Raw genomic sequence first — 22,708 nt, 5'->3', positions numbered from 1 at the left:
CATGACGAACCTTCTTTCCATCATCACCTTCCTGCCGATCGTCGCCGCCATCATCATGGCGCTGTTCCTGCGCGGCCAGGACGAGGCCGCGGCGCGCAACGCCAAATGGCTGGCGCTGCTGACCACCACGGCGACCTTCGTGATCTCGCTTTTCGTGCTGTTCCGCTTCGACCCGGCGAACACCGGCTTCCAGTTCGTCGAGGATCACGCCTGGATCATGGGGCTGCGCTACAAGATGGGCGTGGACGGCATCTCGGTGCTGTTCGTGCTGCTGACCACCTTCATGATGCCGCTGACCATCCTTTCGACCTGGCAGGTCCAGGACAAGGTCAAGGAATACATGATCGCCTTCCTGGTGCTGGAAGGGCTGATGATCGGCGTCTTCACCGCGCTCGATCTGGTGCTGTTCTACCTGTTCTTCGAGGCGGGGCTGATCCCGATGTTCCTGATCATCGGCATCTGGGGCGGCAAGGACCGCATCTATGCGTCCTTCAAGTTCTTCCTCTACACCTTCCTCGGCTCGGTGCTGATGCTGGTGGCGATGATCGCCATGTATCGCATGGCGGGCACCACCGACATCCCGACGCTGCTGACCTTCGACTTCCCGTCCGAGAACTTCCGCCTCTTGGGCATGACCGTGGTCGGCGGCATGCAGATGCTGCTGTTCCTGGCCTTCTTTGCCAGCTTCGCGGTCAAGATGCCGATGTGGCCGGTCCATACCTGGCTGCCCGACGCGCACGTCCAGGCGCCGACCGCCGGCTCGGTCCTGCTGGCCGCGGTGCTGCTGAAGATGGGCGGCTACGGCTTCCTGCGCTTCTCGCTGCCGATGTTCCCGGTCGCCAGCGGCGTGGCCCAGCCCTATGTCTTCTGGCTGTCGGCCATCGCCATCGTCTACACTTCGCTGGTGGCGCTGGCGCAGTCGGACATGAAGAAGGTCATCGCCTATTCCTCGGTCGCCCATATGGGCTACGTGACCATGGGCGTCTTTGCCGCGAACCAGATCGGCGTCGACGGCGCGATCTTCCAGATGCTGTCGCACGGCTTTATCTCGGGCGCGCTGTTCCTGTGCGTCGGCGTGATCTACGACCGCATGCACACGCGCGAGATCGACGCCTATGGCGGGTTGGTGAACCGGATGCCGGCCTATGCGGCGGTGTTCATGTTCTTCACCATGGCGAACGTGGGCCTGCCGGGCACCTCGGGTTTCGTGGGCGAGTTCCTGACGCTGATGGGGGTCTTCCGCGTCGATACCTGGGTGGCGCTGGTCGCGACCTCGGGGGTGATCCTGTCGGCGGCCTATGCGCTCTGGCTGTATCGCCGGGTGACGCTGGGCCAGCTCATCAAGGAAAGCCTCAAGTCGATCACCGACATGACCCCGCGCGAACGCTGGGTGTTCATCCCGCTGATCGCCATGACGCTGATCCTGGGCGTCTATCCGCGGCTCGTCACCGACGTGACCGGCCCGGCGGTCGCAGCACTCGTGCAAGACTACAACCAGAGCCAGCCGGCGGCACCCGTCGCCACGGCCCAAGCCAGCCACTAGGGGACGGACATGACCTCGCTCGATTTCTCGACCATTCTGCCCGAGGTGGTGCTGGCCGGTTACGCCCTTGCCGCCCTGATGGCGGGGGCCTATCTCGGCAAGGACAGGCTGGCCCGGACGCTGCTTTGGGTCACGGTCGCGGCCTTCCTGGTCGTCGCGGCCATGGTGGGCCTCGGCAACCATGTCGACGGCGCCGCCTTCCACGGCATGTTCATCGACGACGGCTTCTCGCGCTTTGCCAAGGTGGTGACGCTGGTCGCCGCCGCCGGCGTGCTGGCGATGAGCGCCGATTACATGCAGCGCCGCAACATGCTGCGCTTCGAGTTCCCGATCATCGTTGCACTGGCGGTGCTGGGCATGATGTTCATGGTCTCGGCCGGCGACCTGCTGACGCTCTACATGGGGCTGGAGTTGCAATCGCTGGCGCTTTACGTCGTCGCCGCCATGCGCCGCGACTCGGTGCGCTCGTCCGAGGCGGGGTTGAAATACTTCGTGCTGGGATCGCTTTCCTCGGGCCTGCTGCTCTATGGCGCCTCGCTGGTCTACGGTTTTGCCGGCACCACCGGGTTCGAGGGCATCATCTCGACCATCGAGGCCGGCCACCTGTCCCTGGGCGTGCTGTTCGGCCTGGTGTTCATGCTGGTGGGCCTGTCGTTCAAGGTTTCGGCCGTGCCCTTCCACATGTGGACGCCCGACGTCTACGAGGGCTCGCCGACGCCGGTCACCGCCTTCTTCGCCACCGCGCCCAAGGTCGCGGCCATGGCGCTGATCGCGCGGCTGGTCTTCGACGCCTTCGGCCATGTCATCGGCGACTGGAGCCAGATCGTCGCGGCGCTGGCGGTGATGTCGATGTTCCTGGGCTCGATCGCCGGGATCGGCCAGACCAACATCAAGCGGCTGATGGCCTATTCCTCGATCGCGCATATGGGCTTTGCCCTTGTCGGCCTTGCCGCCGGCACCGCCATCGGCGTGCAGAACATGCTGCTTTACATGACCATCTATGCGGTGATGAACATCGGCACCTTCGCCTTCATCCTGTCGATGGAGCGCGACGGCGTGCCGGTGACCGACCTTGCCGCGCTGAACCGCTTTGCCTGGACCGATCCGGTCAAGGCGCTGGCGATGCTGGTCCTGATGTTCAGCCTTGCCGGCGTGCCGCCGACGCTGGGCTTCTTTGCCAAGTTCGGCGTGCTGACGGCGGCGGTCGATGCCGGCATGGGCTGGCTGGCGGTGCTGGGCGTGATCGCCTCGGTCATCGGCGCCTTCTATTACCTGCGCATCGTCTATTACATGTATTTCGGCGGCGAGTCCGAGGGCATGACCTCGCGCATGGGCGCGGTGCAATACCTGGCGCTGATGGTGCCGGCGCTGGCGATGCTGGTGGGTGCGATCAGCATGTTCGGCGTCGATTCCGCCGCCGGCCGCGCCGCCGAGACCCTGGTCGGTCCGGTGGCCGCCATCGAGCAGCCCGCCGAAGCCGCGCAAGCCGAGCCCGTGCAAGGTGAGTGACGCCTGGCCCGAGGGCGTGGCCCGCCATGTGCTGGCCCGCACCGACAGCACCAATGCCGAGGCGCTGAAGCTGGCGCCCGGCCTTTCCGGTTCTGCCTGGGTGCTGGCCCGCGAGCAATTCGCGGGCCGTGGCCGTCGCGGGCGCGAATGGGTCATGCCGGCCGGAAACTTTGCCGGCACGCTGGTTCTGCGGCCCCAGGGAGGGGCGCTGGCGGCGGCGCAACTGTCCTTCGTCGCCGCGCTGGCGCTCTACGATGCGCTTGGTCTGGCCTGCGGCCCGGCCGCGCGGCTGGCGATCAAATGGCCGAACGACGTGCTGCTGAACGGCGGCAAGGTGGCGGGCATCCTGCTGGAAAGCTCGGGCTCCGGCCCCGGCGTGCAGGCCGTCGCGGTCGGCATCGGCGTCAACCTGGCCGCCGCGCCCGATGCCGGCGCGGTCGAGCCCGGTGCCACCCCGCCGGTTTCCGTGCAAGGCGAGACTGGCCACGCCGTCGATCCCGAGGAATTCCTGGACCTGCTGGCGCCGGCCTTTGCACGCTGGCAGGCGCAACTCGACACCTATGGCTTCGCGCCGATCCGCAATGCCTGGCTGGCCCGCGCGGCCCGGCTGGGCGAGCCGATCATCGCCCGCACCGGCACTGCCGAAAGCCACGGCATCTTCGAGGGCATCGACGACAGCGGCGCGCTGATCCTGCGCGGCCCGGCGGGGCGGCAGGTCATTCCCGCCGCCGAAGTCTTTTTCGGAGGCTAGGCCATGCTGCTTTGCATCGACACCGGCAACACCAACACGGTCTTTTCCGTCTGGGACGGCGAGAAATTCGTGGGCCTCTGGCGCATCTCGACCGACCACCGGCGCACGGCGGACGAGTATTTCGTCTGGCTGTCCACGCTGATTTCCCTGCAGAAGCTGGAACTGAACATCGACGCCTGCATCATCAGCTCGACCGCGCCGCGGGTGGTGTTCAACCTGCGCGTGCTCTGCAATCGCTATTTCGACACCCGCCCACTGGTGGTGGGCAAGCCGGACTGCCTGCTGCCTGTGGCGCCGAGGGTCGATTTCGGCACCGTGGTCGGCCCCGACCGCCTGGTGAATACCTGGGGGGCGTTCGAGCGGCACGGACCGGACCTGATCGTGGTCGATTTCGGCACCGCGACGACCTTCGACGTGGTGGACACCGACGGCGCCTATGTCGGCGGCGTCATTGCGCCGGGGGTGAACCTGTCGCTGGAGGCCCTGCACATGGGCGCGGCCAGCCTGCCGCATGTCGACGTGACCATGCCGGCCAAGGTGATCGGCACCAATACCGTGGCCTGCATCCAGTCCGGCATCTTCTGGGGCTATATCGGCCTGGTGCAGGGCGTGGTCGACAAGATCCGCCTGGAACGCGGCCGGCCGATGAAGGTTATAGCCACGGGCGGGCTGGCGCCGCTGTTCGACCAGGGATTTGATTTGTTCGACGCGATCGAGGACGACTTGACCATGCACGGCCTGCGCCTGATCCATGATTACAACAAGGAGATGGGCAATGGCTGAGCGCCTGATCTATCTGCCGCTGGGCGGCGCGGGCGAAATCGGCATGAACGCCTATGTCTACGGCTATGGCCAGCCGGGACGCGAGCGGCTGATCGTCGTCGACCTGGGGGTGACCTTCGGCGACATGGACAGCGCGCCCGGCATCGACCTGATCATGGCCGATGTCGCCTGGCTGGAAGCCAATCGCGACCGCATCGACGCCATCTTCATCACCCATGGGCACGAGGATCACGTCGGCGCGCTTGGCCTGCTGTGGCCCAGGCTGCAAAAGCCGGTGCATTGCCGCCGCTTCACCGGCGCGCTGGCGCGGCTGAAGCTGGAAGAGGCCGGCCAGCCCGTCGATCAGTTGCATATCCACGCCCCGCGGCCCGATGTCGTGACGGCCGGCCCGTTCCGGGTGCAGTTCGTCCCGATCAGCCATTCGATCCCCGAAAGTTCGGCGCTGATCATCGACACGCCGGCGGGGCGGATCGTGCATACCGGCGATTTCAAGCTGGACGGCACCCCGGTGGTAGGCGAGGCTTTCGACCCGATCCTCTGGCACGACATCGCCAACGAGGGGCAGGGGATCAAGGTGCTGACCTGCGATTCCACCAATGTCTTCTCGCCCCATCCCGGCCGGTCCGAGGCGGTGCTGGCCAATCCGCTTCTGGATTTCGTCATGGCGCAGCGGCAGATGGTGGTGGCGACCACCTTCGCCAGCAACATCGCCCGCCTCAAGACCCTGGCCGAAGCCGGCGTTGCCGCCGGCCGCAAGATCTGCCTGTTGGGCCGGGCCATGCGTCGCATGGTGACCGTCGGCGTCGAAACCGGCATCCTGACGAACTTCCCCTCGTTCATCGGCCCCGAGGAAGCCTCGGAACTGCCGCGCGACAAGGTGATGCTGATCGTCACCGGCAGCCAGGGCGAGCGCCGTGCCGCCAGCGCCCAGCTGTCGCGCGGCCGCTATCTGGGCATCGAGCTGAAAGAGGGCGACAGCTTCCTGTTCAGCTCGCGCACCATCCCCGGCAACGAGCGCGGCGTGATCCGCATCATGAATGCGCTTTCCGAGATGGGCGTGGACCTCTATGACGCCGAAGACGGGCTCTATCACGTCTCGGGCCATGCCAACCGGCCGGATATCGAGGCTGTGCACGACCTCCTGAAGCCGCAGATCGTCATTCCGATGCATGGCGAGCACATGCACCTGCGCGAACATGCCAAGCTGGCCGAGGCGCGTGGCATCCCCTCGGTCGTGGCGACGAACGGCACCATGCTGGACCTGTCGGGCACGGCGCCGCGGGTGGTCGATCAGATCGATACCGGGCGGCTTTACCTCGACGGGACGATGCTGATCGGGGCCATGGACGGTGTGGTCCGCGACCGCATCCGCATGGCGTTGAACGGCCGTGCCATGGTCTCGGTCATCATCGACGAGGACGACAGCCCGTTGCCCGACGCCTGGGTGGAGCTGTCCGGCCTGCCGGAGCTGGGCCGCGCCGGGGTGCCGCTGGCGCGCAATATCGAGGGCGAGCTGGCCGAGTTCCTGGAACGCGCCGACGACCGCACCGTGATGGACGACGACCGGCTGGAAGAGGCGATCCGCAAGATCACCCGCCAGGTCTCGATGGAGGAAATCGGCAAGAAACCCGAGGTGACGGTGGTGATCTCGCGCCTTGCCGCCGAGTGACGGAGCCGGCCTGAACGAACCATGAGCGAATTCGATCCGAATCCCCCGCGCCGCAACTTCTACGGTCGCCGCCACGGCAAGACCCTGCGCCAAAGCCAGAAGGGCTATCTGTCCGAGGATCTGGGCAGCCTGCGTCCGCGCGGCATCACCGTCCAGGAGAACCCCGAGCGCAAGCCCGTCGCGCCCAGCACGATCTTCGGCGACGACCGGCCGGTCTGGCTGGAAGTCGGCTTCGGCGGCGGCGAGCACATGGTCCACATGGCCGCCCGCTATCCCGAGATCGGCATCATCGGCTGCGAGCCTTTCATCAACGGCGTCGCCATGCTCCTGGGCAAGATCCGCGCCGCGGGGGTCGAGAACGTGAGCGTGCATCCGGGTGATGCGCGCGACCTGATGGATGTGCTGCCCGATGCCTCGATCGACAAGGCTTTTCTGAACTATCCCGACCCCTGGCCCAAGGCCCGCCATCACCGCCGCCGTTTCGTCACGCCCGAGCACCTCATCCCGCTCGCCCGCGTGATGAAGCCGGGCGCCGAGTTCCGCGTCGCGACCGACATCCCCGATTATGTCCGCCAGACGCTGGAAGAGGTGCCGCAGGCCGGCTTCGATCTGGTCGCCGAGGGGCCGCAGGCATGGGAGGACTGGCCCAGCACCCGCTATGAGCAGAAGGCGCTGCGCGAAGGCCGGGTGCCGCATTACGTCACCTTCCGCCGCCGATCCTGAAGCGCCCTGATCGCCCCCGATTGCAACCCCCGCCCGTGACCGCTATCACCTTGCGCGACAAGCACGAGGGGGCCTTCATGTCACATTCCGCCGAACCGCTGCCGATGACCGCCCGCCGCTCGGGTCCCCTGACCGGCGAGGCCCAGGTGCCGGGCGACAAGTCGATCAGCCATCGCGCGCTGATCCTGGGCGCGCTTTCGGTGGGCGAGACCCATATCACCGGCCTGCTGGAGGGCCAGGACGTGCTGGACACGGCAGCGGCGATGCGGGCCTTCGGTGCGCAGGTCGAGCGGTTGGGCGAGGGGGAGTGGCGCGTCAACGGCGTCGGGGTCGGCGGCTTTGCCGAGCCCGAGGGGGTGATCGACTGCGGCAATTCCGGCACCGGCGTGCGGTTGATCATGGGCGCCATGGCAACCACGCCGATCACCGCCACCTTCACCGGCGATGCCAGCCTGTCGCGCCGCCCGATGGGCCGCGTCACCGACCCGCTGGAACTTTTCGGCTGCGAGGTCACGGCGCGCGAGGGCAAGCGCCTGCCGCTCACCATCAAGGGCGCGTCCGAGCCGGTGCCGGTGCGCTACAAGACCCCGGTCGCCAGCGCCCAGATCAAGTCGGCGGTGCTGCTTGCCGGGCTCAACGCGCCGGGCGAAACGGTGGTGATCGAAGCCGAGCCGACCCGCGACCATACCGAGCGCATGCTGGCCGGCTTCGGTGCCGCCATCACCACCGAGACGACCGCCGAGGGGCATGTCATCATCCTCAAGGGCCGGCCCGAGTTGAAACCGCAGCCGGTGGCGGTGCCGCGCGACCCGTCCAGCGCCGCTTTCCCGGTGGCGGCGGCGCTGATCGTGCCGGGCTCGGAAATCCGCGTCCCGGGCGTCAGCCGCAACCCGACCCGCGACGGGCTCTATGTCACGCTGCTGGAGATGGGCGCCGACATCCGCTTCGAGAACCAGCGCGAAGAGGGCGGCGAGCCGGTCGCCGACCTGGTCGTCCGCCATGGTCCTCTGAAAGGCGTGACCGTGCCCGCCGAACGCGCCGCCAGCATGATCGACGAATTCCCGATCCTCTCGGTCATCGCCTGCTTTGCCGAGGGCACGACCGTCATGCAGGGTGTTCACGAATTGCGCGTCAAGGAAAGCGACCGCATTGACGCCATGGCCGTCGGCCTGCGCGCCAATGGCGCCGAGGTCGTGGACACCCAGGATACCATGACCGTCCACGGCAAGGGCGGGCTCGATGGCGGCGCCACCTGCGCCACCCATCTCGACCACCGCATCGCCATGTCCTTCCTGGTCGCGGGCCTCGCCTCGCACCAGCCGATCTCGGTCGATGACGGCGGTCCCATCGCCACCTCCTTCCCCGATTTCCTGCCGCTGATGCGCGGCCTCGGCGCACAAATCGACTGACGACAAGGGGCGCCGCTTCCATACGCGGCGCCCCTGCTTCTTCGTTCCCCAAATACTCGAATCCGGCCGCGAAGCCGGGAACGGCCTAGCTCGCCTTGGCGGCCTCGGGATAGCCGAGCCCCGCCAGAGCCTCGCGGATCTCGTCCAGGATCGCCGGGTCGTCGATGGTGGCGGGGGTCTTGAACGGTTCGCCATCGGCGATCTTGGCCATGGTGGCGCGCAGGATCTTGCCCGAACGGGTCTTGGGCAGCCGGTCCACCACGCAGGCCGACTTGAAGGCTGCGACCGGGCCGATCTTGTCGCGCACCATTCGCACCACATCCGCGACCACCCGCTCATGCGGCGTGCTTGCCCCGGCCTTGAGGCACAGGAACCCGACCGGGGACTGGCCCTTGAGACTGTCCGCCACGCCGATCACCGCGCATTCCGCCACATCGGGATGGCTGGCCAGCACCTCCTCCATCGCTCCGGTCGAAAGCCGGTGCCCGGCGACGTTGATCACGTCGTCGGTGCGCGCCATGATGTAAAGATAGCCGTCCTCGTCGATATAGCCCGCATCGCCGGTCTCGTAATAGCCCGGGAAATGGTCGAGATAGGACTTGCGGAAGCGGTTTTCCGCATTCCACAGCCCGGGCAGCGTGCCGGGCGGCAAAGGCAGCTTGACCGCGATGGCGCCCAGCGTGCCTGCCGGCACCGGATGGCCTGCCTCGTCCAGCACCTGCACGTCATAGCCGGGCATCGGGACCGAGGGGCTGCCCAGCTTGGTCGGCAGGGTCTCGATGCCGATGGGATTGGCGGCGATGGCCCAGCCGGTCTCGGTCTGCCACCAGTGATCGACCACCGGCACGCCCAGATGCTCCTGCGCCCATTTCACCGTGTCCGGGTCGGCGCGCTCGCCGGCCAGGAACAGCGCCTGCAGGTCGTGCAGCTTGTAGCGCTTGATCCACTCGCCCTCCGGGTCCTCGCGGCGGATGGCGCGCAGCGCGGTCGGCGCGGTGAAGAAACTCTTGATGCGGTGGTTCTGGATGATGCGCCAGAACACGCCCGGATGCGGCGTGCCCACGGGCTTGCCCTCGAAGACCACGGTGGTCGCGCCGGCGATCAGGGGCCCGTAGCAGATATAGGAATGCCCGACGACCCAGCCCACGTCCGAGGCGGCCCAGAAACGGTCGCCGGCCGCGATGTTGTAGATGTTCGTCATCGACCATTGCAGCGCGACCAAGTGGCCGGCGGTGTGGCGCACCACGCCCTTGGGCTGCCCGGTGGTGCCCGAGGTGTAAAGGATATAGGCCGGGTGATTGCCTTCGACCGGCACGCATTCGGCGGGCTTCACGCCGTATTGGAAGCCGTGCCAGTTGAAGTCGCGGCCCTCGACCAGCTTCGCCACCTCCTGCTCGCGCTGGAAGATCACGCAGAATTCGGGCTTGTGCTCGGCCATGTCGATGGCGGCGTCGAGCAGCGGCTTGTAATGCACGACCCGGTTCGGCTCCAGCCCGCAAGAGGCGGCGATGATCGCCTTGGGCTGGCAATCGTCGATGCGCACCGCCAATTCGTTCGCGGCGAAACCGCCGAAGACGACCGAGTGGATGGCGCCAAGGCGGGCACAGGCCAGCATCGCCTCCAGCGCTTCGGGGATCATCGGCATGTAGATGATGACGCGGTCGCCCTTTTCGACGCCGCGCATGCGCAGCGCGCCGGCCAGCGAGGCGACGCGGTCCTGCAACTGCTTGTAGGTGATGCCCTTGGTCGAAAGCGTGATCGGGCTTTCATGCTGGATGGCGATCTGGTCGCCGCGCCCGGCCAGCACATGGCGGTCCACCGCGTTCCAGCAGGTGTTCACCATCCCGTCCGAGAACCATTCGTAGATCGGGGCCTTGTCGTCGAACAGCGCCTTCGAGGGCTTGCGCTCCCATTCGATGGCCTCGGCCGCCTGCATCCAGAAACCCTCAGGATCTGCCTGCCAGGCGGAATAGATCTCCCGATATCCCATGAACCAACTCCTCCCCGGATGAATGGGGCGGAGTTATGCGCGCCAAGAGGCAGGGCGCAAGGATGTTAACGCCCACAACCGGGGGTGCGACAAAAAGTTTTGCAGAACATCGCCCCCATAGGGCGAGTTAATTTGCAAACCGGCGCAGACTTTGCTTTGGGCTGAAAATCCCGCGCCATTTTGCAAAATGAAGTCCGGCCGGGCAGGGGCGGCGGCAGAATCACCGCCGCCCCGCCCCATGTTCCGTGCGCTTACCTGTAGTGATCGACCGGGGTGCCGGCGATCGCGCTCATGTTCAGCAGCCCGCGGGTGGTGATCGAGGGCGTCACGATATGGGCGCGATTGCCCATGCCCATCAGGATCGGCCCGACCTCCAGCCCGTTGGCCTTGAGCTTGAGCGCGTTGCGCACGCCCGAAGCCGAGTCGGTGCCCGAAAAGACCAGCACGTTGGCCGCGCCTTCGATCCGGGAATGCGGCAGCAGCCGCTCGCGGATCGTCGGGTCCAGCGCCGAGTCCACATGCATCTCGCCGTCGAAGATGAAATCGACGCCGCGCGCATGCAGGATCTCGACCGCCGCGCGCATCTTGCGGCCCGAGTCGGTGTCCAGGTTGCCGAATTGCGAATGGCTGCACAGCGCGACCTTGGGCGTCACGCCGAAGCGGCGCACATGGCGGGCGGCGCCGATGGCGGCCTCGGCCACCTGCTCGGGGGTGGGGGAATGGGTCACCTGGGTGTCGGCGATGAACAGCGGCCCGTCCTCGAGGATCATCAGCGACAGCGCGCCCTGCGGCCGCAGCCCGTCGCGCGCCAGCACCTGGCTGACATAGTTCAGGTGCCAGCTGTATTGCCCGAAGGTGCCGCAGATCAGGCTGTCGGCCTCGCCCCGGTGGACCATGACGGCGCCGATGGCGGTGGTGTTGGTGCGCATGATGGCACGGGCGATGTCGGGCGTGACGCCGCGCCGGGCCATCAGCTCGTGATAGGTGCCCCAATAGTCGCGATAGCGCGGGTCGTTTTCCGGGTTCACGATCTCGAAGTCGCGGCCGGGGCGGATCGGCAGGCCGGCGCGTTCGGCGCGCCTTTCGATCACCTCGGGGCGGCCGATCAGGATCGGCGCGTCGGTGGTTTCCTCCAGCATGGCGTTGGCGGCGCGCAGCACGCGCTCATCCTCGCCCTCGGCAAAGACGATGCGGCGCTTGGCGGTGGCGGCCGCCTCGAAGACCGGGCGCATGATCATCGCCGAACGGAAGACCGAGCCGTCCAGCGCGCGCTTGTAGGCGGCGATGTCGTCCAGCGGCCGGGTGGCCACGCCGGTTTCCATCGCGGCCCGGGCCACGGCGGTCGAGACCACGCCGATCAGCCGCGGATCGAAGGGTTTCGGGATCAGGTAGTCGGCGCCGAAGCTCATCTTCTCGCCGCGATAGGCCATCGCCGCCTCGGCGCTGGTGGTGGCGCGGGCAAGCGCGGCGATGCCCTCGATGCAGGCCAGCTGCATCTCGTCGTTGATCGTGGTTGCGCCCACGTCCAGCGCGCCGCGGAAGATGAAGGGGAAGCACAGGACGTTGTTGACCTGGTTGGGATAGTCGCTGCGGCCGGTGGCGATGATCGCATCGGGCGCGACGGCGCGGGCATCCTCGGGCAGGATCTCGGGGGTGGGGTTGGCCAGCGCGAAGATGATCGGGCGCTTGGCCATCTTGGCCACCATATGCGGCTTGAGCACGCCGGGGCCGGACAGGCCCAGGAACAGGTCCGCGCCCTCGATCGCCTCATCCAGCGTGCGCAGGTCGGATTTCTGCGCATATTCCGCCTTTTGCGGGGTCATTTCCTCGGTCCGGCCCTCGTGGACCAGGCCGGCGATGTCGCACAGCCAGACGTTCTCGCGCTTCACGCCCAGCTTCAGCAGCATGTTGAGGCATGCGATGCCGGCCGCGCCGCCGCCGGTCGAGACGACCTTGATGTCCTCGAACCGCTTGTGGGCGATATGCAGCGCGTTGGTCGCGGCGGCGCCGACGACGATGGCGGTGCCGTGCTGGTCGTCGTGAAAGACCGGGATGTTCATGCGTTCGCGGCACAGCTTCTCGACGATGAAGCAGTCGGGCGCCTTGATGTCCTCGAGGTTGATGGCGCCGAAGGTCGGCTCCAGCGCGCAGACGATCTCGGCCAGCTTCTCGGGGTCGGGCTGGTTCAGCTCGATGTCGAAGCAGTCGATATTGGCGAACTTCTTGAACAGGACCGCCTTGCCCTCCATCACCGGCTTCGAGGCCAGTGCGCCGATATTGCCCAGCCCCAGGACGGCGGTGCCGTTCGAAACCACGGCGACGAGGTTGCCGCGCGCGGTATAGCGGGCGGCGGCGGCGGGGTCGGCCTTGATGTCCAGGCAGGCTTCCGCCACGCCGGGCGAATAGGCGCGGCTCAGGTCGCGGCCGTTGGCAAGGGGCTTGGTCGCGCGCACCTCGAGCTTACCCGGGCGCGGGAATTCGTGATAATCCAATGCCGCCTGCCGGGCGTTGTCCTGTCTGCGTTCTTCCATCGCCAGACCCTCTCCTCTCAAGATGGTTCAGCGTTAAACTATTTTTTCGCCGGGGAACAGGGGGCATCGCGGGCAGGGGCGGGGATGCGCCGCACTTGCATCGCGGGGGGCAGGCGCGCAAACTCTCAATCCGGTCGGACGGGCAGGCGAAAGGTGAGGGGCGATGGCGCTTCTGGATGCGGCGCGCGAGGTGCGCGAAAGGGCCTATGCGCCCTATTCCAACTTCAAGGTGGGCGCGGCGGTGCGCGGCGCCTCGGGCCGGATCTATGCCGGCTGCAACGTCGAGAACGTGGCCTATCCCGAGGGCACCTGCGCCGAGGCCGGCGCCATAGCCGCCATGGTCGCGGCGGGCGAGACCGAGATCGTCGAGGTCGCCGTCATCGCCGACTCGCAAGGCCCGGTGCCGCCCTGCGGCGGCTGCCGCCAGAAACTGGCCGAGTTCGGCCGCCCCGAGACGCCGGTGCTGCTGGCCACGACCCGGGGCCATGAACTGGCCACCACCATCGGCGAGCTGCTGCCCGGCCGCTTTGGCATCAGCCACATGTCGGGCACGGAATGAGCCCTGCCGGCCCCGGCCACGACCCGCGTCCGGTGATCGCCGCCGTTCGCGACGGGCGCGGGCTGGACGCGGCGGGCGCGGCGCTGGTCGCGCGCGGCCTGGCCGACGGTTCGGTCAGCGATGCGCAGGCCGCGGCCTTTGCCATGGCGGTGCTGACGCGCGGTCTGGACGAGGCGGGGCGGGTGGCGTTGACCCGGGCCATGCGCGATTCCGGCCATGTGCTGCGCTGGGATCTGCCGGGGCCGGTGGTGGACAAGCATTCGACCGGCGGCATCGGCGATGCGGTCAGCCTGATCCTGGCCCCGCTGGTGGCGAGTTGCGGCGCCTATGTGCCGATGATCTCGGGGCGCGGGCTGGGCCATACCGGCGGCACGCTGGACAAGCTGGAGGCGATCCCCGGCTTCCGCACCGCGCTGTCCGAGGACGATTTCCGCCGCGTGGTGGCCGAGGTCGGCTGCGCCATCGTCGCGGCCGGGCCGGAACTGGCGCCGGCCGATGCGCGGCTTTACGCGATCCGCGACGAAAGCGCGACGGTGGGCTCGATCGACCTTATCACCGCCTCGATCCTGTCCAAGAAGCTGGCGGCGGGGCTGGATGCGCTGGTGCTGGACGTCAAGCAAGGCAGCGGCGCCTTTCTGCGCAGCCCGGATGCGGCGCTGGCGCTGGCCCGCGCGCTGGTCGATACCGCGAAGGGTGCCGGCTGCCGCACCCGCGCCTATGTCACCGACATGGATCAGCCGCTGGCGCGCGCCGCCGGCAATGCGCTGGAACTGCGCGAGGCCATCGCCGTGCTCACGGGCGAACAGGGGGCGTTGCGCGACCTGTCGCTGGCGCTGTCCTCGGCCTGCCTCGATCTTGGCGGCTTGGCCGACGGCGCCTTGCGGGCGCTGGACGGCGGCGCCGCGGCCGAGCGTTTCGCTCGCATGGTGGTCGCGCAGGGCGGGCCGGCCGACCTGCTCGAACATCCCGAGCGCCACCTGCCGCCCGCGCCGGTGGTGCGCGCCGTGCCCGGCCATGGCCGCGTCGTCGCCATCGATACCGAGGTGCTGGGCCATGCCGTGGTGGCGCTGGGCGGTGGGCGGCTGCATGCCGGTGACCGGATCGACCCTCGGGTGGGGCTTGCGGAACTGCTCCGCATCGGCGAGGAGGCGGGTCCGGGTCGTCCCCTGGCGCTGGTCCATGCCGCTTCCGATGCGGCGGCCGATGCGGCGGTCGCCACTGTCGCGGCCGCCTATCTGCTGGGCGATGGCCCGGAGCCCGGCCCATTGATCCGCAGCGAGGTAACATGACCGACAGACGCGCCTTCCTGATCGTGATGGATTCGGTGGGCATCGGCGGGGCACCCGACGCGAACGCCTATTTCAACGACGGCCTGCCCGATACCGGCGCCAATACCGTCGCCCATATCGCGCAGGCGCGGCCGCTGCGGATGCCGCATCTGGACGCGCTGGGCCTTGGCGCCGCGATCCGGCTGGCCAGCGGCGAGACGGCGCCGGGCCTCGGCGCCGAGCCGCAGGGGCTGTGGGGCGCGGCGACCGAGAGATCGCGCGGCAAGGACACCCCCTCGGGGCATTGGGAGATCGCGGGCGTCCCCGTGCCCTGGGACTGGCACTATTTCCCGAACACCCGTCCGGCCTTTCCCGCCGACCTGACCGGGCGTATCGCCCAGGCCGCGGGAACCGAGGGCATCCTCGGCAACGAACACGCCTCGGGGACCGAGATCATCGCCCGGCTGGGCGCCGAGCACCTGCGCACGGGTTGGCCGATCTGCTACACCTCGGCCGACAGCGTGCTGCAGATCGCCGCGCATGAAGAGGCCTTCGGCCTCGACCGGCTCCATCGGCTGTGCCGGGACGTGGCTGCCCTGGTCCATCCGATGCGCGTGGGCCGGGTCATCGCCCGGCCCTTCATGGGCGCCGAGGGCGGCTTTGCCCGCACGCCGAACCGGCGCGACTATGCCATCGCCCCGCCCGGGCCGACGCTTCTGGACGTGGCGCAAGATGCAGGGCGGGCGACCCATGCCGTGGGCAAGATCGGCGACATCTTCTCGCATCGCGGCATCGGCAAGCTGCACAAGGGCAAGTCCGACGCCGATCTGGCCGGCCATCTGCTGGCCCTGGCGGACGAGGCCGAACCGGGCAGCCTGACATTTGCCAATTTCGTCGAGTTCGACAGCCTTTACGGCCATCGCCGCGACGTGGCGGGCTATGCGGCGGCGCTGGAATGGTTCGACGGCGTGGCGGGCGCGCTGATCTCGCGCCTGCGGCCGGGCGATCTGGCGATCTTCACCGCCGATCACGGCAACGATCCGACATGGCACGGCACCGACCACACCCGCGAACGCGTGCCGGTGCTGGGCTGGGGCTGCGGCGCGCGCGGCATCGGCCAGGTCGGTTTCGCCGACATCGCCGCCTCGGTCGCTGCGCATCTTGGCCTGCCGCCGGTCGGCCCGGGGAGGTCGTTCCTGTGAAATCGCTGAAGAAAATCGAGCTGCACCTGCATCTGGAAGGCGCGGCGCCGCTCGGTCTGATCCGGGCGCTCGCCGCCGAGAAACATCACGACATCAGCCGCATCTTCGACGAGAACGGCGCCTATGCCTATCGCGATTTCAAGGACTTCCTGCGTGTCTATGAGGCGGCGACCTCGGTTCTGACCACGCCGCGGGACTATGCCCGGCTGCTTGCCGAGGTGCTGGCGGAATGCGCGGAGCAGGGTGCGATCTATGCCGAGCTTTTCGTCTCGCCCGAATTCTGCGGTGGTGCGGACCTGCCCGCCTGGCGCGACTATCTGGCCGCCATGGAAGAGGCCGCGACCCAGGCCGAGCGTGACGGCATCGCCAGCCGCGCCGTGCTGACCTGCATTCGCCATTTCGGCCCGGAGCGTGCCCGCAAGACCGCGATCTGCGCGGCCGAGACCTCGGGCGGCTGGGTCGCCGGCCTTGGCATCGGCGGCGCCGAGGATGCTGGCGAGCTTGGCGATTTCGCCTGGGCCTTCGACTGCGCGCGCGAGGCGGGGCTGGGCCTGACCGCCCATGCCGGCGAATGGCGCGGGCCCGAGTCGATCCGCGACGCGCTGGCGCTTGGCGTCACCCGCATCGGCCACGGCATCCGTGCTGTCGAGGATGCGCAGCTGCTTCGCGACCTTGCCGAACGCGAGATCACGCTGGAGGTCTGCCCGGGCTCGAACGTCGCGCTTGGCCTGGTGCCGGGCTGGGCCGCCCATCCCATTGCGCGGCTTGCCGATGCGGGCGTGCGCGTCACCGTCTCGACCGACGATCCGCCCTTCTTCCATACTTCGCTGTCGCAGGAATATCAGCGGCTTGCCGACGCTTTCGGGTGGGCCGAGGCCGAGTTTCGGCAGATGAACCTCTGGGCCGCCGATGCGGCCTTTTGCGACCAGACCACCAGAACCCGCCTGCGAAAGGACCTGACATGACCCAAGCGCACCTGACCGTCGTCGATCACCCGCTGGTGCAGCACAAGCTGACGCTCATGCGCGACAAGACCACCTCGACCGCCGGCTTTCGCCGTCTCCTGCGCGAGATCAGCCTGCTTCTGGCCTATGAGGTCACGCGCGAGCTGGAGATGACCACGATCCGCATCGACACCCCGCTTTGCGAGATGGAGGCGCCGACGCTGGAAGGCAAGAAGCTGGCGCTGATCTCGATCCTGCGGGCCGGCAACGGGCTCATGGACGGCATCCTTGAGCTGATCCCGGCCGCGCGCGTCGGCTTCATCGGGCTTTACCGCGACCCCGAGACGCTGCAGCCGGTACAATATTATTCCAAGGTTCCCAAGGAATTGGATGCGCGCATGACCATCGTCGTCGATCCGATGCTGGCGACGGGGAACTCGTCCGTCGCGGCTATCGACCTGCTCAAGGCGGCAGGCGCGCGCAACCTGCGCTTCCTGTGCCTGCTCGCCTCGCCCGAGGGGGTCGAGCGGATGCGCGAGGCCCACCCCGACGTGCCGATCGTGACCGCCGCGCTGGACGAGCGGCTGGACGAGCACGGCTATATCGTGCCGGGCCTGGGCGATGCCGGCGACCGCATGTTCGGCACGAAATGAGCCGGCGTTAACGGGGTCTTCAGGGTTTTCGCCCTATCACCGGATCAGGCGTGATTCGAGGATGGGGCGATGCGGGTTGTTCTGTGGCTGATGCTGGTTCTGCTGCCGGGGCTTGTGCTGGCGCAGGGGCTTCGCCCGGCCGAGGATCCGCCGGACGATTTCCCGTCGCGGCAATATATCGACAGCCGCGGCTGCGTTTTCCTGCGCGACGATGCGGGCGGCTGGACGCCGCGGCTTGCGCGCGACGGCACGCGGGTCTGCGGCTATCCGCCGACGCTCTCGGCACGCGGGGCGGATGGCGGATCAAGCCTGCCGGCGCTGGACCCGAATGCCGGGCGCAGCCGTGCTGACTTGCTGGAAGAGGCGCTGTTGCAGCAGGTCATCACCAACCTGCGCCCCGGCGAATTGGCCAGCGATCCCCGGCCGATGGAGCGTCTGCCAGATCTGGGGCCCGAGCCGCATTCCCCGGTTCCGGCGGATACGTTGCGGGCGGCATTGGCGGCGGCGCCTGCGCTGCGTCAGGACATGGGGGGCGCCCTGCAACCGAACCGCCGGCTTTGCGAACTGCTGGGTTATGACGATAGGCCGGGCGCGGCCGGGCTGGACGATCCGACGCAGGGCTATTGCGCGACGCTGCCCAAATCCGAACTGTCGCGGCTTAGCTTCGCGCGTCCGGTGGGCAGCATGTCCAAGGCCGCGGAAAGCACGCTGCCCGATCTGTCCGCAGGCGAAACCGCCACCGCTCCGCTGCCTGCGCCGCCGCCGACGGCAGCGGTCAGGCCGCCGCGATCCGCAACTGTCGGACAGACACCCGAAAAACCGGCCCCAACCACAGTATCGGCCGCCCCCCGCGCCAAGCCTGCGACGCAACCTTCGGCCGGCATGATCCCGGCCGGGGCGCGCTATGTGCAGATCGGCACTTTCGCCGATCCCCGGAATGCCGAACGTGCGGCCGGCCGCATCGCCGGCATGGGCTATCCGCTGCTTCGCGGCAAGGATCGGGTCGGCGGTCGCGAGGTGCAGTTCCTCATGGCCGGCCCCTTTGCCGACCGCGAAGGCATCGTCCGGGCGCTCGATGCCATCCGCAAGGCCGGGTATCACGATGCCTTTCCCCGCTGAGCGGCGGCTACTGGTCGCAGATCTCCTGCAGCGCGATCCATTCCCGGTCGCCAAGCACGGGACGCGGTTCGGCGGTGCGGAAGGGGTCGGCCTCGATCAGGCCCAGCACCGCCTCGCCCGTCGGGTCCAGCGAGCGGGCATAGGGTTCGCTGGAGATGCCGGCGCGGGTGAAATAGGCCAGAAGCGGTTCGTCCTCGGGGCGGGGCAGGGGGCCGGCCAGCAGCTTCTCGCCATATCCCGTCAGCGATTTTTCCGGCAGCGTTCCGGCAGTCAGCAGATGGAAGGTGGCGCGGGGCCCGGCATGGCGCAGTGCGGCCAGCAAGGGATCGTCCTGCACCGCCGCCGCCTGGGCGGCCAGGATATGGCCGGCGGCGACTTCGGGGGTCATCTGGCCCGCGACCAGATCCTCGCCGATGACGGTGATCGGGCCGGGCAGGCGGATCGCGCCGCGCAGGCTTGCCGGCACCACGACGATCTGCGCATCCGGGCCGATCAGCCGCATCGCCAGTTTCTGGCGCACCATGTCCCCCGCCGGGCGCGAGCAGGGGCTGCCGGTGGTCTTGGCAACCTCGGCCAGCACCATGCGAGCGATCTCGGCCCGTTGCGCCGGCGGGGCGATATCGGCGGCATGGCGCACCAGCGCCGGCGGGACCCAGAACACCGCCAGCAGCGCCATGACCGCCGCCGCGCCCAGCATCAGCCCGCCGCGCAGTCGGCCGGGATGCGGCTTGCTGGCCTCGATCACATGATGCACCTTGGAAATGGCCGAGATCATCAGCTCGTCGTCGATTTCCAGTTCTTCGCCGGCATCGGGCCCGCCCGGCGCATAGCGCGCCGGCAACTTGCCGGGATTGAGCCGGGTGACGGCGGGCAGCGACCAATGCGCCAGCGGCACTTCCGAGCGCGGATCGGTCAGCACCAATGTCGCATCCCCGAACGAGACGATCACGTCGCGCAGTTGCGATCGGGGCGTCTCGCGCCAGATTCCTGCGGCTTCCAGCCGTTGATATTGGTTCAGCGCCGTCATTTCCGCGCCATCGGCCCCTGCTGTCCTGTCCCGACCATAAGCCAAGCCGGGCGCCGGTCAACTCTGCCCGCTGTCACGATAATTCCCGTCCCGGCGCTGGCGGGGCCGGCGGGTGGCTGCCGGAAAAACCGCCCGGCCTGCGCCAGCCGCGCAAACGGGCTGCTGCATGGGGCGGTCGCTCCGGGCCGACGTCGCTCCACCGGGCTTTCAGGCAAGGCTGGCGGCGGTTTTCCGATGCCTTGGGCCGAAAAGACCCTCGTGCCGGCCAGGGTGTCGGCCGGCGCATCGTCCCTCGCGCGCCGTCGGAGCAGAGCCCTGCCGGGAGCGGAAAGACGATGGAACGGACAGGCCGGCGGCAATCGCGGGTCAGGCGTTTTCGGGCACGGTCATGCCGCGTTCGCGCGCCAGCTCCCGAATGCGGTTCTGCAGCTTCTCGAAGGCGCGGACCTCGATCTGGCGAATGCGCTCGCGCGATACCCCGTAGCGCGTCGAAAGATCCTCCAGCGTCATCGGATCGTCGCGCAGGCGACGCTCCATCAGGATGTCCTTTTCGCGGTCGTTCAGCACGTCCATGGCGGCGATCAGCATCTCGCGCCGCGCCGACAATTCGTCGGCCTCGGCGAACGCCTCGGCCTGATTGGCGTCCTCGTCCTCCAGCCAGTCCTGCCATTGCGCCGTCGATTCGCCATCGCCCGAGCCCACCGTCGCGTTCAGCGAGGCATCGCCGCTGGACAGGCGGCGGTTCATGTCGATGACCTCCTGCTCGGTCACGTTCAGGTCATGGGCGATCTGGGTGACGTTTTCGGGGCGCAGGTCGCCCTCTTCCAGCGCGCCCAGCTTGGACTTGGCCTTGCGCAGGTTGAAGAACAGCTTCTTCTGGGCCGAGGTGGTGCCCATCTTCACCAGCGACCACGAGCGCAGGATATATTCCTGGATCGAGGCGCGGATCCACCACATGGCATAGGTGGCCAGGCGGAAGCCCTTTTCCGGGTCGAAGCGCTTGACCGCCTGCATCAGGCCCACATTCGCCTCGGAAATGACCTCGGCCTGCGGCAGGCCGTAGCCGCGATAGCCCATGGCGATCTTGGCGGCGAGCCGCAGGTGGCTCGTCACCAGCCTCTGGGCCGCCTCGGCGTCCTGATGGTCGACCCAGGCCTTGGCCAGCATGTATTCCTCTTCCGGTTCCAGCAGGGGAAACTTGCGGATCTCCTGCAAATAGCGGTTGAGGCCCTGTTCGGGGCTGGGTGCCGGAAGGTTGGTGTAGTTCGCCATCTGAAAATTCCCTGTCCCGCGCTTTGGCGGGTAATTGTGAACGCTATCGGCGCGGCCCGGGTTCCGTCAGTCCGCCGCCTTGCGCAGTGTCGCCAGCAATCCGGCCATGTCGGCCGGCAGCGGGCTGGCAAAGGTCAGCGTCTGGCCGCTGACCGGATGTTCGAAGCCCAGCTCGGCGGCGTGCAGCGCCTGGCGGGGAAAGGCGGCGACGGCCGCGGCGGCATCCGCCCCCAACGCCCTGGCCGAGGCCCGCCTGTTGCCACCATAGACCGGGTCGCCGACCAGCCCCAATCCCGCATGGGCCATATGCACGCGGATTTGATGCGTGCGTCCGGTTTCCAGCCGGCATTCGACCAGCATGGCCGCGGGGGGCGTGCCGAAGGTCTCGACCACCCGGGCGCGGGTCACGGCATGGCGGCCGTTCTGGAAGCTGACGGCCTGGCGCTGCCGGTCGCCGGGGTGGCGGCCGATCAGCGTGGCGATGCGCAGCACGCCGCCCGGCTCGAATCCCACGCCCGGCAGGCCCCGCAGCCGGGCATCGGCCGGGTCGATCATGCCATGCGCGATGGCCAGATAGCGCCGCCGTGCCGTGTGGTCGGCGAATTGCCGCGCCAGCCCCTGATGGGCGCGGTCGGTCTTTGCCACCACCAGAAGGCCCGAGGTTTCCTTGTCGATGCGATGCACGATGCCGGGCCGCGCCGCGCCACCGATGCCCGACAGGCTGCCCGCGCAATGCGCCAGCAGCGCGTTGACCAGCGTCCCCGAGGGCGCGCCCGGCGCGGGATGCACCACCATGCCGGCGGGCTTGTCCACCACGATCAGCTCCGCGTCCTCATAGGCGACGGCCAAGGGGATCGGCTCGGGCTGCGCCTCCAGCGGCTCGGGCGCAACGATCCGCACCCGGTAGTCGCCGGTCTCGGCCCGCACCTTGCCGTCCGTCACCGGCCCCGAGGGGCCGAGGACTGCGCCCTCGGCGATCAACTTGGCCAGGCGCGAGCGCGATAGCGCCGCCTGCTCTGGCGCGGCAAGGGCAAGCGCCTTATCAAGGCGCTCGGACAGACCTTCGGGAATGGTGATGAGGATTTCGGCCATGGCACGGGATGATAGGCTGGACGGCGGGCCAGAGGAAGCGCTGCCGATGCTGCGCTGGCTGCGCTTCCTGGTGACCGCGCTGGCGGCGGTGATGGGACTGGGCGTGCTGGTGATCGCGGCGCTGCTATGGTTGCGCCTGTCGCAACCGCCCTTGCCGGAACTGCCCGAACAGATCGCCCTGCCCGAAGGGGCCGTGCCCGCCGCCGTCACCTTTGCCCGCGATTGGCTGGTGGTGGTGACCGAGACGGGCGAGGTGCTGCTTTACGACAAGCAGGGCCGGCTGCACCGGCAGGTTCAGCCCTGATCGGCCGCCTTGCCCTCCAGCGCGTCGAGGCGGGCGCGCAGCTCGGCATTCTCGGACCGCGCCTTGATCGCCATTTCGCGCACCGCCTCGAATTCCTCGCGGGTGACGAAGTCGCGATCGGCCAGCCAGCGGTCGATCCAGCCGTTGAAGGCGGTCTGCGCCTCGTCCTTGGCGCCCTGGGCCACGCCCATGGCATTGGTCATCAATTTCGAGAGATCGTCGATAAAGCGGTTGTTCGCGGTCATGGCGGGCCTTTCGGTTCAGCGTGACCCCCTATATGGCCCCGGGGGCGCGGCTGTTCAATTGCCTGACAGCGCCGGTTGACACCCGGTCGCCCCCGCGTAGCCTGCCCGCGCCGAA

General features: G+C 68.3%; 20 protein-coding genes. 14 read left to right on the top strand and 6 right to left on the bottom strand.

Annotated features, from left to right (window positions below; translation table 11 throughout):
• Position 1: 1 nt before the first annotated feature.
• The 7 genes from BLT64_RS05340 to aroA all read left to right on the top strand — a co-directional run bounded on the left by BLT64_RS05340 (position 2) and on the right by aroA (position 8,387).
• Complete coding sequence (locus BLT64_RS05340) at positions 2-1,543, top strand: NADH-quinone oxidoreductase subunit M (RefSeq protein WP_011748519.1); 1,542 nt, start codon at positions 2-4, stop codon at positions 1,541-1,543.
• Positions 1,544-1,552: 9 nt separating this feature from the next.
• Entirely contained in the window at positions 1,553-3,052 is a 1,500-nt protein-coding gene (gene nuoN, locus BLT64_RS05335; protein WP_011748518.1) for an NADH-quinone oxidoreductase subunit NuoN, read from the top strand.
• Complete coding sequence (locus tag BLT64_RS05330; protein ID WP_011748517.1) at positions 3,045-3,803, top strand: biotin--[acetyl-CoA-carboxylase] ligase; 759 nt, start codon at positions 3,045-3,047, stop codon at positions 3,801-3,803. The genes nuoN and BLT64_RS05330 overlap by 8 nt, the downstream gene beginning before the upstream one ends.
• A 3-nt stretch (positions 3,804-3,806) precedes the next feature.
• Complete coding sequence (locus BLT64_RS05325) at positions 3,807-4,586, top strand: type III pantothenate kinase (RefSeq protein ID WP_011748516.1); 780 nt, start codon at positions 3,807-3,809, stop codon at positions 4,584-4,586.
• Positions 4,579-6,255, top strand: coding sequence for a ribonuclease J (locus tag BLT64_RS05320; RefSeq protein WP_011748515.1), 1,677 nt, complete (start codon positions 4,579-4,581; stop codon positions 6,253-6,255). The genes BLT64_RS05325 and BLT64_RS05320 overlap by 8 nt, the downstream gene beginning before the upstream one ends.
• A 21-nt stretch (positions 6,256-6,276) precedes the next feature.
• Complete coding sequence (gene trmB, locus BLT64_RS05315) at positions 6,277-6,978, top strand: tRNA (guanine(46)-N(7))-methyltransferase TrmB (protein WP_011748514.1); 702 nt, start codon at positions 6,277-6,279, stop codon at positions 6,976-6,978.
• Positions 6,979-7,055: 77 nt separating this feature from the next.
• Complete coding sequence (aroA, locus tag BLT64_RS05310) at positions 7,056-8,387, top strand: 3-phosphoshikimate 1-carboxyvinyltransferase (RefSeq protein ID WP_011748513.1); 1,332 nt, start codon at positions 7,056-7,058, stop codon at positions 8,385-8,387.
• An 85-nt stretch (positions 8,388-8,472) separates the two neighbouring features.
• Here the strand turns inward: aroA and BLT64_RS05305 are convergent, their stop codons facing one another.
• Positions 8,473-10,377, bottom strand: coding sequence for a propionyl-CoA synthetase (locus BLT64_RS05305; protein WP_011748512.1), 1,905 nt, complete (start codon positions 10,375-10,377; stop codon positions 8,473-8,475).
• Positions 10,378-10,628: 251 nt separating this feature from the next.
• Complete coding sequence (locus BLT64_RS05300) at positions 10,629-12,908, bottom strand: NADP-dependent malic enzyme (protein WP_011748511.1); 2,280 nt, start codon at positions 12,906-12,908, stop codon at positions 10,629-10,631.
• Between the two features lie 163 nt (positions 12,909-13,071).
• On the opposite strand from BLT64_RS05300, the gene BLT64_RS05295 reads away from it, so the two are divergent.
• From BLT64_RS05295 to BLT64_RS05270, 6 genes are all read left to right on the top strand, one after another.
• Entirely contained in the window at positions 13,072-13,467 is a 396-nt protein-coding gene (locus BLT64_RS05295; RefSeq protein WP_011748510.1) for a cytidine deaminase, read from the top strand.
• Positions 13,464-14,756, top strand: a complete 1,293-nt coding sequence (locus BLT64_RS05290) for a thymidine phosphorylase (RefSeq protein ID WP_011748509.1) — start codon at positions 13,464-13,466, stop codon at positions 14,754-14,756. The genes BLT64_RS05295 and BLT64_RS05290 overlap by 4 nt, the downstream gene beginning before the upstream one ends.
• Positions 14,753-15,937, top strand: coding sequence for a phosphopentomutase (locus tag BLT64_RS05285; protein ID WP_011748508.1), 1,185 nt, complete (start codon positions 14,753-14,755; stop codon positions 15,935-15,937). The genes BLT64_RS05290 and BLT64_RS05285 overlap by 4 nt, the downstream gene beginning before the upstream one ends.
• Complete coding sequence (locus tag BLT64_RS05280) at positions 15,934-16,902, top strand: adenosine deaminase (RefSeq protein WP_011748507.1); 969 nt, start codon at positions 15,934-15,936, stop codon at positions 16,900-16,902. Before BLT64_RS05285 ends, BLT64_RS05280 begins: the two co-directional genes overlap by 4 nt.
• Positions 16,899-17,534 carry a uracil phosphoribosyltransferase gene (gene upp / locus BLT64_RS05275; protein WP_011748506.1) on the top strand — a complete coding sequence of 212 codons (636 nt, stop codon included), beginning with the start codon at positions 16,899-16,901 and terminating at the stop codon, positions 17,532-17,534. Before BLT64_RS05280 ends, upp begins: the two co-directional genes overlap by 4 nt.
• 69 nt (positions 17,535-17,603) lie before the next feature.
• Positions 17,604-18,653 (top strand): SPOR domain-containing protein, encoded by a 1,050-nt coding sequence (locus tag BLT64_RS05270; protein WP_011748505.1) that lies wholly within the window; start codon positions 17,604-17,606, stop codon positions 18,651-18,653.
• Positions 18,654-18,660: 7 nt separating this feature from the next.
• On the opposite strand, the gene BLT64_RS05265 is transcribed toward BLT64_RS05270, so the two are convergent.
• The 3 genes from BLT64_RS05265 to BLT64_RS05255 all read right to left on the bottom strand — a co-directional run bounded on the left by BLT64_RS05265 (position 18,661) and on the right by BLT64_RS05255 (position 22,044).
• Positions 18,661-19,680, bottom strand: coding sequence for a hypothetical protein (locus tag BLT64_RS05265; RefSeq protein WP_011748504.1), 1,020 nt, complete (start codon positions 19,678-19,680; stop codon positions 18,661-18,663).
• Between the two features lie 366 nt (positions 19,681-20,046).
• Positions 20,047-20,952: an RNA polymerase sigma factor RpoH gene (gene rpoH / locus BLT64_RS05260; RefSeq protein ID WP_011748503.1), complete on the bottom strand. Its 906-nt coding sequence runs from the start codon at positions 20,950-20,952 to the stop codon at positions 20,047-20,049.
• A 66-nt stretch (positions 20,953-21,018) separates the two neighbouring features.
• Complete coding sequence (locus BLT64_RS05255; protein WP_011748502.1) at positions 21,019-22,044, bottom strand: RluA family pseudouridine synthase; 1,026 nt, start codon at positions 22,042-22,044, stop codon at positions 21,019-21,021.
• On the opposite strand from BLT64_RS05255, the gene BLT64_RS05250 reads away from it, so the two are divergent.
• Positions 22,043-22,348 carry a DUF6476 family protein gene (locus BLT64_RS05250; protein WP_232290458.1) on the top strand — a complete coding sequence of 102 codons (306 nt, stop codon included), beginning with the start codon at positions 22,043-22,045 and terminating at the stop codon, positions 22,346-22,348. The two genes, BLT64_RS05255 and BLT64_RS05250, sit on opposite strands and share 2 nt — an antisense overlap.
• Here the strand turns inward: BLT64_RS05250 and BLT64_RS05245 are convergent.
• Entirely contained in the window at positions 22,339-22,593 is a 255-nt protein-coding gene (locus BLT64_RS05245; RefSeq protein ID WP_011748501.1) for an accessory factor UbiK family protein, read from the bottom strand. The genes BLT64_RS05250 and BLT64_RS05245 overlap by 10 nt on opposite strands.
• Positions 22,594-22,708 lie beyond the last annotated feature (115 nt).

Source organism: Paracoccus denitrificans (assembly GCF_900100045.1).
GTDB lineage: Bacteria > Pseudomonadota > Alphaproteobacteria > Rhodobacterales > Rhodobacteraceae > Paracoccus > Paracoccus denitrificans.
The sequence above is the reverse complement of the archived record's forward strand: the minus strand, read 5'-3'. Positions and strand labels throughout refer to the sequence as shown.

Bases quoted from the DNA above. Each gene is read 5' to 3' on its own strand.
- BLT64_RS05305 (WP_011748512.1), bottom strand. From the start codon at position 10,377: ATGGGATATCGGGAGATCTATTCCGCCTGGCAGGCAGATCCTGAGGGT.
- aroA (WP_011748513.1), top strand. From the start codon at position 7,056: ATGTCACATTCCGCCGAACCGCTGCCGATGACCGCCCGCCGCTCGGGT.
- BLT64_RS05295 (WP_011748510.1), top strand. From the start codon at position 13,072: ATGGCGCTTCTGGATGCGGCGCGCGAGGTGCGCGAAAGGGCCTATGCG.
- BLT64_RS05255 (WP_011748502.1), bottom strand. From the start codon at position 22,044: ATGGCCGAAATCCTCATCACCATTCCCGAAGGTCTGTCCGAGCGCCTT.
- BLT64_RS05300 (WP_011748511.1), bottom strand. From the start codon at position 12,908: ATGGAAGAACGCAGACAGGACAACGCCCGGCAGGCGGCATTGGATTAT.
- rpoH (WP_011748503.1), bottom strand. From the start codon at position 20,952: ATGGCGAACTACACCAACCTTCCGGCACCCAGCCCCGAACAGGGCCTC.
- BLT64_RS05325 (WP_011748516.1), top strand. From the start codon at position 3,807: ATGCTGCTTTGCATCGACACCGGCAACACCAACACGGTCTTTTCCGTC.
- BLT64_RS05285 (WP_011748508.1), top strand. From the start codon at position 14,753: ATGACCGACAGACGCGCCTTCCTGATCGTGATGGATTCGGTGGGCATC.
- BLT64_RS05290 (WP_011748509.1), top strand. From the start codon at position 13,464: ATGAGCCCTGCCGGCCCCGGCCACGACCCGCGTCCGGTGATCGCCGCC.
- BLT64_RS05340 (WP_011748519.1), top strand. From the start codon at position 2: ATGACGAACCTTCTTTCCATCATCACCTTCCTGCCGATCGTCGCCGCC.
- BLT64_RS05245 (WP_011748501.1), bottom strand. From the start codon at position 22,593: ATGACCGCGAACAACCGCTTTATCGACGATCTCTCGAAATTGATGACC.
- trmB (WP_011748514.1), top strand. From the start codon at position 6,277: ATGAGCGAATTCGATCCGAATCCCCCGCGCCGCAACTTCTACGGTCGC.
- BLT64_RS05320 (WP_011748515.1), top strand. From the start codon at position 4,579: ATGGCTGAGCGCCTGATCTATCTGCCGCTGGGCGGCGCGGGCGAAATC.
- nuoN (WP_011748518.1), top strand. From the start codon at position 1,553: ATGACCTCGCTCGATTTCTCGACCATTCTGCCCGAGGTGGTGCTGGCC.
- BLT64_RS05270 (WP_011748505.1), top strand. From the start codon at position 17,604: ATGCGGGTTGTTCTGTGGCTGATGCTGGTTCTGCTGCCGGGGCTTGTG.
- BLT64_RS05250 (WP_232290458.1), top strand. From the start codon at position 22,043: ATGGCACGGGATGATAGGCTGGACGGCGGGCCAGAGGAAGCGCTGCCG.
- upp (WP_011748506.1), top strand. From the start codon at position 16,899: ATGACCCAAGCGCACCTGACCGTCGTCGATCACCCGCTGGTGCAGCAC.
- BLT64_RS05265 (WP_011748504.1), bottom strand. From the start codon at position 19,680: ATGACGGCGCTGAACCAATATCAACGGCTGGAAGCCGCAGGAATCTGG.